This is a genomic window from Pseudomonas sp. H26/SER47-MNA-CIBAN-0231 (assembly GCF_040310465.1).
GTDB classification, from domain to species: Bacteria; Pseudomonadota; Gammaproteobacteria; order Pseudomonadales; family Pseudomonadaceae; genus Aquipseudomonas; species Aquipseudomonas atacamensis.
In genome coordinates this window covers 63,083-78,932 of the sequence record NZ_JBEOPW010000009.1, presented here as the reverse complement: position 1 = coordinate 78,932, position 15,850 = coordinate 63,083, and the positions used below count along the sequence as shown (strand labels likewise).

Below are 15,850 nucleotides of genomic sequence, written 5' to 3'. Positions count from 1 at the left end.
TCGACAACGAGGGCAAAGCCATGACTGAAGAAAAAACCGAAGTGCCGCAAGAAGTACCGGATCAAACAACCCCGGCGCATTCCACCGAAGAAGAGCGCGAGCGCTTGAAGGACTTCAACAAGGACGGCATCCCGCCGGGCAGTTGCTGATCAGCGGTCACCGTGGCTGCGTCACCAGTTCCCCGCTGATCGCATCCATCATCGCCGGATGCTCCTCAGCGGCGACGCGCAAATCCTCGGTGACCCGCAACTCCGCACCCGTCGGCGAATAGGTGGCTGCCGCCGTGAACGGTGCGGGGTTGGCCGGCACCGGGCGTTTGCCACGGCGCCAGAAGAAAAAGCTGACCATGCTCAAATTGACCACTGCGAAGACCCAGAACAGGCCGTTGGCGCCGAACGAGTTCATCACCGGCGAGATCATCATCGGGCTGATGGCCGAGCCCAGCGAGTTGATCAGCAGCAAACCCTGAATCATCGGCACCAGCGCTTCGGCCGGGGCGCGGTCGGCCGCGTGGCTGACGGCCACCGGGTACAGCGCGAAGACGCCGCCACCGAGCAGAAACAGCATTGCCGCGAGCATTGTCGAAGACAGCGGCAGCAGCACAATCACCAGCGATAAGGCCGTGCATGCCACCGTCAGCAGCGTCAGCACCTGCAAGCGATCGGTGCGGTCGGACCAGCGTCCGACCGGATACTGCAGCAACATCGCGCCGAGAATCGTCCAGGCCATCATGCTGCCGACTTCACCGACGTCCAGACCTATGCGTTGCAGATACAGCGGCAACAAGGTGTAGATCGCCGCGATGGTCACGCCCGAACCGAAACAGCCGACCAGCCCGGTCGGCGTCACGCCCAGCAGTTGCCGGGGCTTGAGCGGCTCGACCTGATCGAGTAGCGGCGACACGCGCGGCAGGATCACGATCGGCAGCACCGACAACGCAGCGAGCATGCCGGCGACCATGAACGGCGCGCTGTCGCTCATGCCGGTGATGGTTCCCAGCGTCGCCTGGCCCAAAACGCCAGCGCCATAAAGGACGATCATGTACAGCGCGAGCAAGCGCCCGCGAATCTTCTCGTCACCGGCCAGTAGCAGCCAGCTTTCGATCACCAGAAACACACCGACCGTGGCCCAGCCGTTGATCAGGCGCAGGACCAGCCAGCCCCAAGCGTCATAGAACAGACCCTGCAAAAGGATCGTCACGGCGATCAGCGAGGCGAAGCTGCCGTAGGCACGAATGTGGCCGATGCGCAGTATCAGCCGGTCGTTGAACACCGCGCCCAGCGTCAGGCCGATGAAGTAGGCCGACGAAACAATTCCGATCATCGTCGCCGAGGCGCCGGCGGCGTCCAGGCGAAGGGTGGTCAGGGAAGACAGAAAACCGTTGCCCAGAGCAATAATGAACAGCCCGAGCAGGGGCGCCAGCGCCATGGCCAGCAAACGCGGAGACATAAAAACCTCAAGAAATCGTACAGCGCAACGTGCGCCTCTGCGCATGCGGTTGCCAGGCTGGAACAGGTGTTGTGCAAATGTCTGCCGATCGGGCAGGGCGGTGGCGTCGGACGACATGGCCAGCCCTGCAAGTTCGCGTCTGTGACCAGACGCGCGATTGCAAGAGCGCGCGGGATTCTACGGCTTGCGCAGGATTTGCCAATAGCCGAAGGCTGCGACGTTAGGACGCAGGCAATTTCGAAGTCGAAGAGGAGGCTGAAAACCCACCATCGAGCTCAGCTCTGACAAGGGCCTGCCAGCGAAAGCTGACGCAGGCCCTTGCTCGTTTCAGCGCCTAAGTATGCGAAATCAACAAGTCACTGATGATGCAGATCGAGCCATCCTCTGGCGGCGTGGCGTCGGTGTAGTCGATCTGGTTGTAGACCCCGCCGTGGAAATTGAACACCTGCGAATTCCACGTTGAGTCGAGCTGCAAATCACCTGATGTACCGACAACGCCGTTGTAGTCAACGGTGACTCGAGCCACGCCGGCTGAATTGGCGCGAATGGTGATCTTGAACTTCGCCCCCAGCGGCACGCCCTTGAGCACCGTGGTGTTGACCGGGGTGGGCTGGTTGAAGCTCTGGCGGAAGCCCATGGTGATGTTGCCTTTCTGCCAGAACACTTTGATTGCAGGGCTGTCGTCGTTTTTCACATGCATCTGCGAGATAACCACTTTCTGCGCAGAGTTGACCTTGGTCACGGTCATTTCCTGATAGTTGAGGTGGTCAGCGGCGCTGGCCAGAGACCAATAGAAGGATTCTTTCCATTCGCAGCGAGTGCGGTGAGTGCTCTTGCTCGAGGCGCCTTTGGTTGGCGCGGACAGTTGCAGCGATCCATCCGGCAGCACCGTGACGATGCTGGGGAACTGCGCAATGGCCTCGGCGCCGTTGAGCTCAAGTGCGACCGGATTGGTTGCCGAAACGGGGACCGGGGTGGAGAGGGTGAGATTGCTGATGTTTACGGCCATGGTTTGTACTCCTGACGATAAAAATCATTAGCGACCCAAGCCTTCGGTGGATTGGCACATCTGTCCGCGCGGACTTTCACCATCTCTTGGGCGCAGCACCATGGCGGCGCAAGCGGCCGCCGCGAAAACACACAGGGCAAAGGTCACGCCCGTTGCCTCCAGCACTGCGCCGAAAATCGGCGTGCCGGCGGTTTGGCCGAGTGCCAGGAGCAGAAACGGAATGCCCAGTCCCAGGTCCGGGCGGTCCGGCAACAAACGAATGCCTTGCAGCAGATAAACGCCTGAAGAAACGATGTAGGCCGCGCCAAACAGGCACATCGCGGCGAGGCCCGATCCGGCGGAAACTGATGCGGCAGAAAGGCCCAATGTCCCGAGGGCGATCCCGGCAAGCGCCAGATGCTGCATCCGTGCGACACCGAAGCGGCCAGTGAGCACGCCCGTCATGCATCCGCTGATTCCCGCCGCCCCCAGGACGATCCACGCCCAGGCGATCGACCGATCACTGAATCCAGCCTCGCTGCGCAGAATGTCGGCACCGAATGTCCAGATCGCCGTGCTCGCCAGGCCCATCAGGAAAGCACTGGCGCACAAAGGCAGTACGCCGGGTCGACGCAGCATTGCCAGCGAGAAGTTCTGCGCGACGTAATGCTCGACCCGGCGCGGTAGCGCAAACCAGAGCCAGATCGTGACGCCGATGCCGATCAAGGCAAACAGGGCATACAGCTGGCGCCATTGCCCGGCTGCCAATATCGCCGCCAAACCGGAAAAAACGATGCCCGCCGCTGTCCCGGCATTGATAAAACCATTGGCCCGTGGGCGATCCGCATCATCAAGACGCGCTGCCACCGCACTGGCCAATGGCGGCGAAGTCAGACCCGTGCTCAATCCCGCCAGCGCCACACCGCAGCCCAACGCCAATCCCGACGACGCGAGCACAATCAAACCCATCCCGAGCGCCGCCGCCGCGCCGGCCATTACCGTTAACCCGCGCGGACTGACTTTGCCGTTGCAGGCAAACGTCGCAACGATGCCCACACAGTAAGCCGCAAACGCACTGCCTCCGATCCATCCGGCAGCGGTCACGCTGAGCGTCAGATCCTGACGAATCTGTGGCAGCAGCAGTCCATAGGCGAAGCGCGCGAGGCCATAGGACAAGGCGGTCAGCGCGAACGCTGCCGCGACCAGATTGAGGCTGCGTCGATTGTGGCTCACGGTGAAATCGGATCGCTGGCAGGGAAGGTTTCCTCGACCGCCTGATCCAGTTTCGAATCACTGACATTACGCTCATCGGCGCCAAGGTTCTGCTCGCAATGGCAGGCCGAGGACGGGCAGGGTTGGCCCTTCGGGTGAAGATCGGCGCAGGCCTGACTGCAAAACTGCTTGCCGTCGCGTTCGAAGGTTTGCTCACCGCTGCACTTGCAGGTGCAGCCCGGGCAGGCGCAATCGGATGTTGAAGGATCGTTAGCCATGGGTTTCCTCCAGGGTGTCTGGTGTTGAAGCCGTTATCGATTCTGATAACCCGCCACGCACCTGCGTTTGATGATTTTCCCCCACGCTCGATGAGCGGTAGAGCGCAGAGGGCGAGGGCAGTACGGCGTTCAACGCCAGTGAAAGATTCAGCGCCAGGATCAGCAGGATCGACACGCTGAAGATGCGCCGCGCCCAGACTTTCGCATTGGCATTTCGCACCGGTCGCAACGTCAGATAAAACCAGTAGCCGCCCAGCCCGAGCACCACCAGCGGATAAGAAACATTGATAGCTGCCACCCAGCCCAATATCGCCGCGCTGATCAGGAACGCGACCATGTACAGGTTGATCTCGCGTCGTGCCTGTCTGAGCGTCAACGTTGGCAATCCGGCGGCACGAAAGTCTTCATGGCGCATGACGGTGATCGCGTGGGAGTGGGGCATCTGCCAGCAGCAAAACACCACGATGAGCATCAGCGCCGTGGCATCGAAGCTGCCGGTCACGGCGCAATAACCGACCACCGGCGGCATGGCCCCGGACAGGCTGCCGACCAGCGTGCCCCAGTGCGAACGGCGTTTCATCAGGCAGGTATAAACGCCCGCATAAACGATCAGACCGACTGCCGCCATGGCGCAGGCCAGTGCTGTGGTGCCGACCCACAGCAAACCGAAGCCGATCACACCCAGCACTGCCGCGTAGCAAAACGCACTGGGCAACGACACAGCGCGAACGGCCAGCGCCCGATGACAGGTGCGCACCATGCGCCGGTCGATATCGCGGTCGACGCAGTTGTTGATCACGCAACCGCAAGCGATGACCAGCGCGGTGCCGAGCAGGGCGGTCAATAAATGCGCCAGGGACACCGGGCGGCCACCGGCGGCAAGCAGATAGCCGCCGAACACCGAAGCCAGATTGCCGACGATGATGCCGGGCTTGGTCAGTTCCAGCCCGACATTCAGCGACAGCCGCCATTGCTTCAGTGCGCCAGCATGTTGTGGTGAATGCTGTCCATGATCCATAGCGAAAGCCCCACCAGCAGAAGAATGATCACCACCGAGAAGATCAGCGCTCTGAGGTTCCAGCGTTGCTCCTTGGCGGTGTCCAGATGCAGGAAATATTTGAGGTGGGCGAAGACCTGCACCACGCCAAGTGCAACCACCACCCAGGCGGTGACGCTGCGTGGCAACGTCGGGTACATGACCAGGCCAAAGGGAATGACGGTCAGAATCACCGAAATGATGAAACCGACCATGTACGAACGACTGGTGCCATGGCTGGTGCCGGCACTGCTATGAATCGGGCTCTGGTTATACATGTCACACCACCCCCAGCAGATAAACCACGGTAAATACGCAGATCCACACCACATCGAGGAAGTGCCAGAACAGGCTCAGGCAACTCAGGCGCGTGGTGTTGGTATTGGTCAGGCCCCGGCTGCGCACTTGCAGCATCAACACCGCCATCCACACCAGACCACTGAGCACGTGGGCGCCGTGGGTGCCGACGAGGGTGAAGAACGCGGTGAGGAAACCGCTGCGATCCGGCCCGTAGCCTTCTGCGATCAGATGATGGAATTCGTTGATTTCCATGGCGATGAAGCCGCAACCCAGCACGAAGGTGACGCCAAGCCAGCGCAGCACGTGGGATTTGTCATTGCGGTTCATCGCCAGCATCGCGTAGCCGTAAGTGATGCTGCTGAGCAGCAGCAACGCGGTTTCGGCAAGGACGTAGGGCAGTTCGAAAATGTCGACGGTCGAAGGCCCGCCAGCCACGCTGTCACGCAGTACCGCATAGCCTGCGAACAGCGTCGCAAACAGGATGCAGTCGGTCATCAGGTAGATCCAGAAACCGAAAATGCGCATCGAGCCCGCGTCTTCGTGGCCATGTTCATGGCTGTGCGCGATGTCTTTATCCAGAACGATGTTGGACATGTTCAAGCCTCCGCCAAGTCTTTGAGACGCGCTTTTTCAATCCGCGCCACTTCCTGCGCCGGGACGAAATAGTCGATGTCTTCGTCATAGCTGCGCACGATCATCGCCACCACCGAAGCGACCAAGCCGAAGATCGCCAGCCACCAGATATGCCACACCAAGGCGAAGCTGCAGATCAGCGCGAAGACACTGATCACCAGGCCGGCGGAGGTGTTGCGCGGCATGTGAATGGCGCGGTAGTCGGTGTGACTGAGGGTGCTGACGCCGCGCTCTTTCATGCCCCAATAGGCGTCGAGATCGTTGACTTTCGGTTGCTCGGCGAAGTTATAGAACGGTGGCGGCGAGGCCGTGGCCCATTCCAGCGTGCGACCGTCCCACGGGTCGCCGGTCAGGTCGCGCAGTTTCGCGCGGTTGCGGATACTTACGTAGAGCTGCAACGCCTGCGCGGACACGCCACAAAGAATGATGCCGACGCCAAACAGTTCCAGCAGCAGCCACGGTTGCCAGGCAGGGTTGTCGAAATGGTTCAGGCGCCGGGTCATGCCCATGAAACCGAGCACGTAAGACGGCATGAACGCGAAGTAGAAACCGACCAGCCAGCACCAGAACGCAATGCGCCCGAGGCGGTCGTTGAGGCGGAAGCCGAACGCCTTGGGGAACCAGTAAGTCAGCCCGGCCATGTAGCCGAACACGGCGCCGCCGATGATCACGTTATGGAAGTGCGCGATCAGAAACAGGCTGTTGTGCAGCAGGAAGTCGGCCCCGGGCACCGCCAGCAGCACGCCGGTCATGCCGCCGATACTGAACGTGACGATAAAGCCCAGCGTCCACAGCATCGGCGTTTCGAAGCGCACGCGGCCGCGATACATGGTGAACAGCCAAGTGAAGATCTTCACCCCGGTCGGCACTGCAATGATCATCGTCATGATGCCGAAGAACGCGTTGACGTTGGCCCCCGCGCCCATGGTGAAGAAGTGGTGCAGCCAGACGATGAACGACAGGATCGTGATCGCAATCGTCGCCCACACCAGCGAGACATAGCCGAACAGGCGCTTGCTGCTGAAGGTCGCGGCGATCTCCGAGAAGATCCCGAACGCCGGCAGAATCAGGATGTACACCTCCGGATGCCCCCACGCCCAGATGAGGTTGACGTACATCATCGGGTTGCCGCCGGCCTCGTTGGTGAAGAAGTGCATACCCAGATAACGATCGAGGGTCAGCATCAACAGGGTGGCGGTCAGGATCGGGAACGCAGCGAGAATCAGGATCGAGGTGCACAGTGCGTTCCAGGTGAACACCGGCATCTTGAACAGGGTCATGCCTTCGGTGCGCATCTTCAGGATGGTCACGAAGAAGTTAACCCCGGTTAACAGCGTCCCTATGCCGGATATCTGTAATGACCAGATGTAGTAATCCACCCCGACTCCGGGGCTGTAGCCGAGCTCGGACAGGGGCGGGTAGGCGACCCAGCCGGTGCGGGCAAACTCACCAACGCCCAGCGAGATGTTCACCAGTGCCGCGCCAACCACGAACAGCCAGAAACTCAGCGCATTGAGGAACGGGTAGGCGACGTCGCGGGCGCCGATCTGCAGTGGCACGACGATGTTCATCAGGCCGACTACGAACGGCATGGCCATGAAGAAAATCATGATCACGCCGTGGGCGGTGAAGATCTGGTCGTAGTGTTCCGGCGGCAGATAACCCGGGCCGCCGCTCGAAGCCATGGCCTGCTGGGTGCGCATCATGATCGCGTCGGAGAAACCGCGCAGCAGCATGACCAGCGCGACGATGATGTACATGCAGCCGATTTTCTTGTGATCCACCGAAGTGAACCACTCGCGCCACAGGTAGCCCCACTTGCGCTTCCAGGTGACGGTACCGACCAGGGCAAAACCCATCAGGCCGACGATAGCCAGGGTGTACATGACAATCGGCTCGTGCAATGGAACCGCGTCCCATGAAAGTTTCCCGAACATGATTTAACGCTCCTCGGCCAGCAGACTCGGTTGTTGATTGACGCGCACATCGTCGCTGTTGCTTTGCACCTGGGTTTCCTTCTTGCGCGGTGCTTTGTTCATTCCTTCGTACTTGTCGACGATGTCGAGAAACAGTCGCTCCTGCACAGCCGAGTAATAAGTGATCTTGTGCGCGACGGAGGGCTTGGCTAATTCCGCGTAACTGGCTTGATCAAGTTGCCCGGGCGCCGCTTTGACTTTGTTGACCCACGCTTCGTAATCCGCGCCACTGAGTGCCAGGGTGCTGAAGTGCATGTCGGAAAAACCGTGGCCGTTATAGTTCGCAGCAATCCCGCGATACTGGCCGATTTCATTGGCGATCAAATGCAACTTGGTCTGCATGCCGGCCATGGCATATATCTGCCCACCGAGTGCCGGAATAAAGAATGAAGTCATGGCCGCGTCGGAAGTGACGGTGAAACTTACCGGCGTATTCACCGGTATCGCCAGTTCATTGACCGAGGCAATACCCAGATCGGGGTAAATGAACAGCCATTTCCAGTCCGTTGCCACCACTTGCACATTGAGGTGCGGCACGTCGGAGTCCAACGGGCGATAGGGATCGAGTGCATGGGTGGTTTCCCAGGTCACCCAGCCGAGTACGCAAATAATCAGGAACGGCACGCCCCAGACCACCGCTTCGATCTTGTGCGAACTGGCCCAACGCGGCGAATAACGGGCCTTCTTGTTGGTCGCGCGGTAGCGATAGGCGAACAGGAAGGTCATGACGATGACCGGGATCACCACCAACAGCATCAGGCCCGTGGCGAGAATGATCAGGTCGCGTTCATCGCGGGCAACATCGCCCTTGGGGTTGAACACCACCAGATTGCAACCGGCGAGCAGAACGCTGGTAGCGAGATAGACCAGGCAATAGCTGATTGTTCGCTTCATACATGCTCCTGTTCTTTATATCGATCCTTGTTTTCTTCGGGCAACAGTTGGCCATGGACAGAAAACCCTGTTTCTGTACCGGCTAATCACACTGGGCTGAATAACGAGTTGTACTTGAGCTCGCCTGGGCCACGAACTTTTTGAATGAGCATTCCGGCGTTGGTTTTACAGAATGTTACGCAAGCTGACGAACGGTTGAACTAGCGAAACGGCGGGCGCGAATCAACGCGCTATGCTGAAAATGCCTCTTGGCAGTCCGTGGAATTATTCCGCCAAAGGAAAGATCTTTGATGTGAGCGAGTTGAGTTCAGGAGTACGACATGTTCAAACGCGGCGAAACCTACAACAAATGGAAGGCGACGGAAAAGGCGGAAAAGTGCCATACCGAAGAGGTTGAAAACGGCTGTCATATCGAGGTACGGGCACGGGAAGCCGATGATGGCGACGTCGAAATGTTCATCAGCGTTTACACCGCGACCGGCGAATGCGCCTACGAGCGCATCAGGAAATTGCCCGGCGTGGAGTGGGAAGTCGAGGACGCGCTCAAACGTGGCATCGATCAGGCAGAACGAATTGCCGGCGGCGAGTCCGGACGATTGTCCTGTGCCGATGCGCACGGTCACGAGAATGAGTGAGCGTGTGCAACGCACAGTTGGCTTGGCGCGCTCCAACCTTTCCGAGCGGTTTTGGGGGGTGCGGGTATCGAGGGGGAGGGATGGCGCTGGAGGACGGCGAGATCGTGCAGGGCGGCACGCCGCAGGAGCTGCACGCAGGCCAGGGGGGAGATGCAGGCGCTGGTCCGTAACCGCTGAGCGCTGACTTATTGCTCTGAGCGCGTCCAGACCCTGACGTAATCGATGCGAAACACCGACGGCAGGTCAGCATCGTCGACCACGCCGAACCAGTCCCACATCGCTTCGCTGTCGAAGACGATTTGCATCGGGAAATGCCAGTAGTTGTTTTTCGCCTCTCGCACCAGCACGCCGTCGACGTACCAGCGCAAAGTCTCGGGTTGCCAGTCAAAGCCGTAGACGTGAAAGGTATTGGCCAGCCGCCACGGTGCGACCCAGGTACTGCCGGAACTCAAGTGTTGATCATTCTGCGGTCTGGCCCAGACATGCGCGTTCATGTTGTACCGGCGATCAAAGGCTTCGTTTCGGGTCTTGCCGCCGATTTCGAAGATATCGATTTCCGTGGCGTTGTCCGGCAGCCCCGTCCAGGCCAGCCAGAAGGCACTGGAACCGGCAGAGTTCATCGGTTTCGCCCGGGCTTCGTAATAGCCGTACATCCCCCGTTCGTTGGTTCGCACCATCGCCGAGCTGTAGTCCTTGTAGCCCAGTGCGACGTATTTTTCCGGCAAGGTCTGCTTGCGGAAAGTGATGTTCAGATTGCCGTTGCCGAGCTTGGCGTTCTCCGGCAAAAACAGCGCCGGTTTGCGCCCGAGGGAATCGGTGCCGGTGGCGTTGTTGACGTGCCAGCGTTCGGCATCGAGGGCGCTGCCGTTGAATTCGTCGGACAGCCGCGTATCGCGTTTCCAACCGCCGGCATTGGCCTGGTCCGATAACGGCAGGTCGGGCGTAACGTGCGTCGGGGTCGGGCCTAGCGGACCGACGCGAGTCCAGGCATCGACCTGTTGCGGAATGGCGACCGCCCACTTTTGCGCCAGATATTCGAACACGTTGCGGCGTTCTTCCTGGCTGCTGAATGGGCGGTCATAAACCAGTACTTCGGCGATGTCACCGCGGAGGATTTCCGAGGTGCCCACCACATTGCGCGCCACCGCAAACGGGCCGATCGGCACGTCAGTGGTTTCCAGCAACGCCAGCGCCGGCTCGTACGCGCTGGTCTGCTGCACGCTGATGCCGAAGTTCGGCGCGACGTTATCGTTATCCGCCAGTTGCGGCCGCGAGCTGAACAGGCGCTGCCAGGCCTTGCCGCCGGCTTGCTCGGGCAGACGCCGCGAGACAACGAACACCGTCACCGGCCCTTTGCTTGTGCGGATCGTCTGGCCCATGAACGCCGCCGTGCCGCTGAAGCGCACCACGCCGTGGCCGTTGACGGCGCCATCGACGCGTGTGGGCAAAGTCGTCGCCGCGCGGTTGTCGACGACCACGTCATTGCCCTTGCCGGATTTATCCAGCCAGCGCACGACCTGATTTTGTCCCTCCAGCGTCATCGAGGCCGGATCATTGCCGTCCAGCCACAGCACCAGTCCGTCAGCCACCGGTCGTGGAATATTGGCGTTGGCGCCAGCGCTCAGCAGCAGCAAAACCAACAGCAAGCAGCGTGATCTGTTCATGAGTCGTCCCTAACGTGGATTTGCCCCGTTATTACGTGCCCACCGCCAGCAGCGGCGCCGGTTGCGGGCGGTAGCCCCAGGGGTTGTTGGTCTGCCAGCGCCAGCTGTCGATGAGCATTTGCGTGAGCTCGCGCTCCGCCCGCCAGCCCAGTTCGCGCCCGGCCTTGCTCGCATCGGCGCGGCACTCGGCGACATCACCGGCGCGGCGCGGGGCGAAGCGGTAGGGAATGCGCAGGCCGGTGACGTCTTCGAAGGCGCTGATGATCTGCAAGACGCTGTAGCCGCTGCCGGTGCCGAGATTCCACACGTGCAGGCCATGTTCATCGTCCTGCAAAACCTGTAGCGCCTTGAGATGACCTTCGGCCAGATCCAGCACATGGATGTAGTCGCGAATACAGGTGCCGTCGACGGTTGGATAGTCGTTGCCGTAAACAGTCAACGCAGCGCGCTGGCCGCTGGCAACCTCGGTCAGGCACGGCAGCAGATTGTTCGGCCGACCGTTGGGCGCTTCGCCGATCAGCCCGCTCTGGTGCGCGCCGATCGGGTTGAAGTAACGCAGCACAGCGATGCTCCAGCGCGCATCCGCGAGGGCGAGGTCGCTGAGCAGTTCTTCGATCACCAGCTTCGAGCGCCCGTACGGGTTAGCCGGTTTGCCGGTGCCATGCGATTCCACGATCGGCATCACGCTCGGCTCGCCATAGACGGTGGCCGAGGAACTGAACACCAGATTGAACACGTGGGCGCGGGCCATCGCCTGACACAGGCTCAGGGTGCCAACGACATTGTTGGCGTAGTAATCCAGCGGCCGGCGCACGCTCTGCGCAACGGCTTTGAGGCCGGCGAAATGCAGCACTGCATCAATCGCGTAGGTGCTGAAAATCTCGTCCAGCAGCGCGGCGTCGCGGATATCGCCCTCGATGAAATCGACGTGCGAGTGACTCAACAGCTCCAGCCGTGCGACTGCTTCGCGGCTGCTGTTGCACAGGTTGTCGAGGATCAGTACCGAGTGTCCGGATCCGATCAGTTGCAATGCCGTGTGCGAACCGATGTAGCCGGCACCGCCCGTGATCAACGTGGTTTTGCGCATGACGACGTGCTCCATTGCGAGGAAATGCAGCTCAGTGGGCGGTAAACACCAACTTGAATTCTTGCGGCCAGCGCGGGTGCAGCAGGCTGTAGGCCAAGGCATAGGTCAGCGCGCCGATGGCAATATCGCCGGCCAGGTGCGCGTAGCCGGACAGGCCGGTTTGCCGCGACGCCCACATCACCACGACGACCATCACGAGAGAGGCAAGCAGGCTGCGGTAACCGGACTGAAAGAAGCTGCGCCAGTCGTAACCGATCGCGGCGTGCAGGCCGCGTACCTGCAACGGCGTGATCAGCAGCATGCGCAGCAGCAAAGCCAGCGCCGCCGCCATGCCGCCGTAGCTCGCGCCGAGCAGATACACCAGCACCAGCGCGAGCAAGGTGGTGGCGACTTCCGCCTTGAGGGTCAAATGCGTGCGGTTGACCGCCACCAGCGCAGTGGTTGCATACAGCGCCAGGTTGCCCAGCGCCGCCGTGCAGGCGAGCACTTGCAGCAAGGGAATCGCATCGGCCCATTTCGCGCCGAAGATCAGCAGGATGATGTCCTCGGCGGTCAGGGCGATGCCGCAGAACAGCGGTGTCAGCACGAAGCCGCTGATCGCCGTGGAATCGCCAATCATCCCGATCAGCCGCGCCGGTTCGGCACTGCGCCGGGCGAACACCGGCAGGGCGTAACTCATCAAGCCGTTGTAGATCGCCGAGCGCGGCAGGTCGATGATGCGCATGGCCAGGTTGAACATGCCCACCGCATGCGCCCCGGCAGTCAGGCCGAGAATCAGGTTGACGCCGCGTTGCAGGGTTTGCGAACTCATCACGTTGACGCAGACGGGGAGACCGGCGCGCAGCAGTTCGCCTAGCACCTGGCGGTCGATAAGGAAGGGAATGCGCCGACGCTCGCTGCGCATCAGTACCAGTGTGGAAACGCTGTCCATGATCAGCGCCTGGGCAACCACCGCCCACGGGCCGAAACCCAGCATCGCCACAGCCACACCGCCGACACCGCCCGCGACTTTGCCGAGCAAGGTACGCGAGGCCAGCAACTTGAAATTGCCGCTGCGGCGCATTTGCGCCACATACACCCGCGCCATCAGGGTGAAAAGGATTTTCACCGAGGCCACAGCGGTCATCCAGCGCAGCGCGGTGGACGGCGTATACAGCACCACTGCCAGCGAAATCAAAGCAATCGACAACAGACTGACCAGCACGGCAAACCAGAACACGCTGCTGATGTGTTTGTCCTCGACACGTTGCAGGCGCACCAGCGGATCTTCCAGCATCGACGAGAATAGAATGCCGACCACTTCGACCACGGCGATGATCAGCGTGCCAATGCCCAGCTCCGTCGGCGTCAGCAGATGCGCGTAGACGACGAAGGTAATCATCGACAGAAAGATCAGGCCGAACTTCTCGGTGAAAATCCATACGAGGGTCATCAGGCGACGGTTGGCCATGGCGCGATCCCTGTAATTCAGCGGCTGTTGCCCAGGCTTTTCAAGCAGGCGTAGAGGTAGCGCAGGGTCGGTTTGCCCTGGAAGAAGAACAGCGTCTGCCACGAATGCCCGAGCATCTGCCGGAACACCTCGATAACCCGTCGATGATCGCCGCGCCGGGAAAACGCATTGAGAAATTCCACGTGGTTGGCGAGGACGAAATAGATCCGTTGCTGTTTGTTCAGCCGGGTGCCGTAACGCGCCAGGTACAGCTGGATGAAGCGCAGTTTGTGCGGGTAATACTTGTGCGGTTGCGCGGTGATGTTGGCGGCGTTGACGGCGCGCCAGTGGAGGATCTGCGGCACGCTGTGGATCTCGCTGATTTCCGCGATGCGCGTCCACAGCAGGCGATCCTCAGCAAAACGCAGGCTCTGATCGAAGCCGCCAATGGCGACGATGATCTCGCGCAGGGCGAGTACGCCGGAGGTGCCGTTGATGATGTTCTCGCGCATGAAGTCGGCAAAGTGCTCGCCGTGTTTGCAGCGGTCCTCCAATTGGCGTTTGCCGTCGCTGAATTCGCTCATCTGAAAGCAATCGATCAAGCCGACTTTGCGTCCCTGTCGGGTCAACTCCGCGTGCAGCGCCAGTTGTTTTTGCAGTTTTTCCGGATGCCAGCGGTCATCGGCATCGAGGAAGGCGATAAAGGTTTCTTCGGCGCTGAACACGCCGTGATTGCGCGCACTCGCCGGGCCTTGGTTGGGCTGCTGCAACAGCACGATGGGCAAGGGCGCGGCGTAGTGCTTGACGATCTCTGGACCGGCATCACTGGAACCATCATCGACGACAATGACTTTGTCCGGCAGGCGGGTCTGTGCGCACACCGAGTCCAGTGTGCGTTGGATGCTGGCGGCGGCGTTGTACAGCGGAATCACCACGCACACGGTGACGGCGGAGGGATCATTCAGCATGGGCGTTGCTCCCGGAAAGTGCCGCGCATTGGCCGAGCATTCGCCGCTGGCAGCGGCTGCGGACGGGCGACGAGGTGGTGGCGGAAGGTCAGGCTGAGCACGCAGAAGATCAGGAACTCACCCGAGCGATAGTTTGGGATCACGTAGGCGACGTAATTGGTAACGACGAACAGGCCGATGATCACCAGCGCACAGGCCTGATAGCGCGCGGACTGATCTGCGGTGATTGCGCGATAGCGCTTGCTCAGGGTCTGGGCAAACATCAGCAGCAGGGCGATCAACTGGATCAAACCGCCGTTGAGCAGGGTTTCGACGTAGCCGCTGTGGGCATTGCCGATGTAGCCCCACCGCGTGATGAACGCATCGGCATCGGCACTGGCCCAGAACGCGCCGAAACCGTAGCCCTTGAGAAATTGCGCATCGATCAGCGGCTGCAACAGCTCCCAGATCAGCGTGCGGTCGGTCAGCGACGGGTCACGGCCAACCAGTTCCAGCAGCATCGCGTAGTTGGCGTAGAGCACGCCACACAGAAGGAAGAACACCAGCGTCGCCGCTGTGAACGCCAACAGTGAGCGGTTGATGCGCAAGCGGATCAGCGTGATGAAGTAGGCGTAACTGGCGGTGCCGGCGACGATCAGCGCAATCGCCGTGGCTGACTGCGCCAGGCCAATGGCAATTAGCGCGAACAGGCCGTAGAGCATGGCCATTGGGTTGCGCTGGCGGATCATCGGCAGCAGCAACAGGATCGCAATAGCGTTCAGGCGTGCACCGGCATTCTTTTCCGCGAACACCCCGCGAAACGCACCGTCACGGATGCCGCCGGAAATGAAGGCGATGTCCGGGCGAATCACGGCGAAGATCAACCCGACTAGTGCCGCTGCACCGATCACGCAGCCGAACAGAAAAGCGATCCGCTCGATGCTGTAGCGCCAAGCGATAAAACCGGCAAAGAACACCACGCTGAGCAGCGCAATGAAACGCTTGAAGCTGAGCATCGGCTCGCTCGACCAACTGATCGACGCCGCCACGCAGCCGAGAAACAACAGCAAGAACAGGTTCTGCCGGTAGAAACTCTTGCTGAGGAACACCTTGTGCCGGATGAAGAAAAACAGCGGCACCAGCAAGGTCAGCAAACCGCAGACTTGATTGGCCAGATTGCCTTCCAGATCCTGCTGGGCATCGTCCAGCGTGCTCACATTGCCCAGGCGCAAAAAGAAGCCGATCACTTGCGTATAGAACAGCACACCGAATAGGGTGAAGGCATCGGCCAGCGTCGAATAACGCACTTGCAGGCGGTTCAT

Annotated in this window: 16 protein-coding genes; 2 read left to right on the top strand and 14 right to left on the bottom strand. The window is 60.6% G+C overall.

Annotated elements, in window-relative coordinates:
• Positions 1-20 precede the first annotated feature (20 nt).
• Complete coding sequence (locus AAEZ10_RS15720; RefSeq protein WP_024012797.1) at positions 21-149, top strand: hypothetical protein; 129 nt, start codon at positions 21-23, stop codon at positions 147-149.
• A gap of 7 nt (positions 150-156) precedes the next feature.
• Here the strand turns inward: AAEZ10_RS15720 and AAEZ10_RS15715 are convergent, their stop codons facing one another.
• From AAEZ10_RS15715 to cyoA, 9 genes are all read right to left on the bottom strand, one after another.
• On the bottom strand, positions 157-1,494 hold the full coding sequence (locus tag AAEZ10_RS15715) for an MFS transporter (RefSeq protein ID WP_350570068.1): 1,338 nt from the start codon (positions 1,492-1,494) through the stop codon (positions 157-159).
• Between the two features lie 289 nt (positions 1,495-1,783).
• Positions 1,784-2,458: a polysaccharide lyase family 7 protein gene (locus AAEZ10_RS15710; RefSeq protein WP_071172297.1), complete on the bottom strand. Its 675-nt coding sequence runs from the start codon at positions 2,456-2,458 to the stop codon at positions 1,784-1,786.
• A gap of 27 nt (positions 2,459-2,485) precedes the next feature.
• Positions 2,486-3,670, bottom strand: coding sequence for an MFS transporter (locus AAEZ10_RS15705; RefSeq protein ID WP_350569964.1), 1,185 nt, complete (start codon positions 3,668-3,670; stop codon positions 2,486-2,488).
• Complete coding sequence (locus AAEZ10_RS15700) at positions 3,667-3,927, bottom strand: metallothionein (RefSeq protein WP_122704539.1); 261 nt, start codon at positions 3,925-3,927, stop codon at positions 3,667-3,669. The genes AAEZ10_RS15705 and AAEZ10_RS15700 overlap by 4 nt, the downstream gene beginning before the upstream one ends.
• Positions 3,920-4,945: a heme o synthase gene (gene cyoE / locus AAEZ10_RS15695; RefSeq protein ID WP_350569962.1), complete on the bottom strand. Its 1,026-nt coding sequence runs from the start codon at positions 4,943-4,945 to the stop codon at positions 3,920-3,922. The genes AAEZ10_RS15700 and cyoE overlap by 8 nt, the downstream gene beginning before the upstream one ends.
• Entirely contained in the window at positions 4,903-5,241 is a 339-nt protein-coding gene (gene cyoD, locus AAEZ10_RS15690; protein WP_016774550.1) for a cytochrome o ubiquinol oxidase subunit IV, read from the bottom strand. The genes cyoE and cyoD overlap by 43 nt, the downstream gene beginning before the upstream one ends.
• A gap of 1 nt (position 5,242) precedes the next feature.
• Positions 5,243-5,857, bottom strand: coding sequence for a cytochrome o ubiquinol oxidase subunit III (locus tag AAEZ10_RS15685; protein WP_130929946.1), 615 nt, complete (start codon positions 5,855-5,857; stop codon positions 5,243-5,245).
• A 2-nt stretch (positions 5,858-5,859) separates the two neighbouring features.
• On the bottom strand, positions 5,860-7,833 hold the full coding sequence (cyoB, locus tag AAEZ10_RS15680) for a cytochrome o ubiquinol oxidase subunit I (RefSeq protein WP_039760284.1): 1,974 nt from the start codon (positions 7,831-7,833) through the stop codon (positions 5,860-5,862).
• Positions 7,834-7,836: 3 nt separating this feature from the next.
• Positions 7,837-8,766 (bottom strand): ubiquinol oxidase subunit II, encoded by a 930-nt coding sequence (gene cyoA / locus AAEZ10_RS15675; RefSeq protein ID WP_016774553.1) that lies wholly within the window; start codon positions 8,764-8,766, stop codon positions 7,837-7,839.
• 320 nt (positions 8,767-9,086) lie between these two features.
• Here cyoA and AAEZ10_RS15670 point away from each other — a divergent pair, with 320 nt between their 5' ends.
• Positions 9,087-9,401 carry a hypothetical protein gene (locus AAEZ10_RS15670; RefSeq protein WP_016774554.1) on the top strand — a complete coding sequence of 105 codons (315 nt, stop codon included), beginning with the start codon at positions 9,087-9,089 and terminating at the stop codon, positions 9,399-9,401.
• A 185-nt stretch (positions 9,402-9,586) separates the two neighbouring features.
• Here AAEZ10_RS15670 and AAEZ10_RS15665 read toward each other — a convergent pair whose 3' ends face one another.
• Genes AAEZ10_RS15665 through AAEZ10_RS15645 form a run of 5 tightly spaced genes read right to left on the bottom strand, consistent with a single transcriptional unit; the run spans position 9,587 to position 15,850 of the window.
• Complete coding sequence (locus AAEZ10_RS15665) at positions 9,587-11,065, bottom strand: family 16 glycosylhydrolase (RefSeq protein WP_110646535.1); 1,479 nt, start codon at positions 11,063-11,065, stop codon at positions 9,587-9,589.
• 31 nt (positions 11,066-11,096) lie between these two features.
• Positions 11,097-12,152, bottom strand: coding sequence for a UDP-glucose 4-epimerase GalE (galE, locus tag AAEZ10_RS15660; protein ID WP_350569958.1), 1,056 nt, complete (start codon positions 12,150-12,152; stop codon positions 11,097-11,099).
• A 31-nt stretch (positions 12,153-12,183) separates the two neighbouring features.
• Positions 12,184-13,602 (bottom strand): oligosaccharide flippase family protein, encoded by a 1,419-nt coding sequence (locus AAEZ10_RS15655; RefSeq protein ID WP_350569956.1) that lies wholly within the window; start codon positions 13,600-13,602, stop codon positions 12,184-12,186.
• Positions 13,603-13,619: 17 nt separating this feature from the next.
• Entirely contained in the window at positions 13,620-14,549 is a 930-nt protein-coding gene (locus AAEZ10_RS15650) for a glycosyltransferase family 2 protein (RefSeq protein WP_110646538.1), read from the bottom strand.
• Positions 14,543-15,850, bottom strand: a complete 1,308-nt coding sequence (locus AAEZ10_RS15645; RefSeq protein WP_350569954.1) for an O-antigen ligase family protein — start codon at positions 15,848-15,850, stop codon at positions 14,543-14,545. Before AAEZ10_RS15645 ends, AAEZ10_RS15650 begins: the two co-directional genes overlap by 7 nt.

Bases quoted from the DNA above. Each gene is read 5' to 3' on its own strand.
- AAEZ10_RS15645 (WP_350569954.1), bottom strand. From the start codon at position 15,850: ATGAACCGCCTGCAAGTGCGTTATTCGACGCTGGCCGATGCCTTCACC.
- AAEZ10_RS15720 (WP_024012797.1), top strand. From the start codon at position 21: ATGACTGAAGAAAAAACCGAAGTGCCGCAAGAAGTACCGGATCAAACA.
- galE (WP_350569958.1), bottom strand. From the start codon at position 12,152: ATGCGCAAAACCACGTTGATCACGGGCGGTGCCGGCTACATCGGTTCG.
- AAEZ10_RS15710 (WP_071172297.1), bottom strand. From the start codon at position 2,458: ATGGCCGTAAACATCAGCAATCTCACCCTCTCCACCCCGGTCCCCGTT.
- AAEZ10_RS15670 (WP_016774554.1), top strand. From the start codon at position 9,087: ATGTTCAAACGCGGCGAAACCTACAACAAATGGAAGGCGACGGAAAAG.
- AAEZ10_RS15655 (WP_350569956.1), bottom strand. From the start codon at position 13,602: ATGGCCAACCGTCGCCTGATGACCCTCGTATGGATTTTCACCGAGAAG.
- AAEZ10_RS15665 (WP_110646535.1), bottom strand. From the start codon at position 11,065: ATGAACAGATCACGCTGCTTGCTGTTGGTTTTGCTGCTGCTGAGCGCT.
- cyoD (WP_016774550.1), bottom strand. From the start codon at position 5,241: ATGTATAACCAGAGCCCGATTCATAGCAGTGCCGGCACCAGCCATGGC.
- AAEZ10_RS15715 (WP_350570068.1), bottom strand. From the start codon at position 1,494: ATGCGCAGAGGCGCACGTTGCGCTGTACGATTTCTTGAGGTTTTTATG.
- AAEZ10_RS15700 (WP_122704539.1), bottom strand. From the start codon at position 3,927: ATGGCTAACGATCCTTCAACATCCGATTGCGCCTGCCCGGGCTGCACC.
- AAEZ10_RS15685 (WP_130929946.1), bottom strand. From the start codon at position 5,857: ATGTCCAACATCGTTCTGGATAAAGACATCGCGCACAGCCATGAACAT.
- AAEZ10_RS15650 (WP_110646538.1), bottom strand. From the start codon at position 14,549: ATGCTGAATGATCCCTCCGCCGTCACCGTGTGCGTGGTGATTCCGCTG.
- cyoA (WP_016774553.1), bottom strand. From the start codon at position 8,766: ATGAAGCGAACAATCAGCTATTGCCTGGTCTATCTCGCTACCAGCGTT.
- cyoE (WP_350569962.1), bottom strand. From the start codon at position 4,945: ATGGATCATGGACAGCATTCACCACAACATGCTGGCGCACTGAAGCAA.
- cyoB (WP_039760284.1), bottom strand. From the start codon at position 7,833: ATGTTCGGGAAACTTTCATGGGACGCGGTTCCATTGCACGAGCCGATT.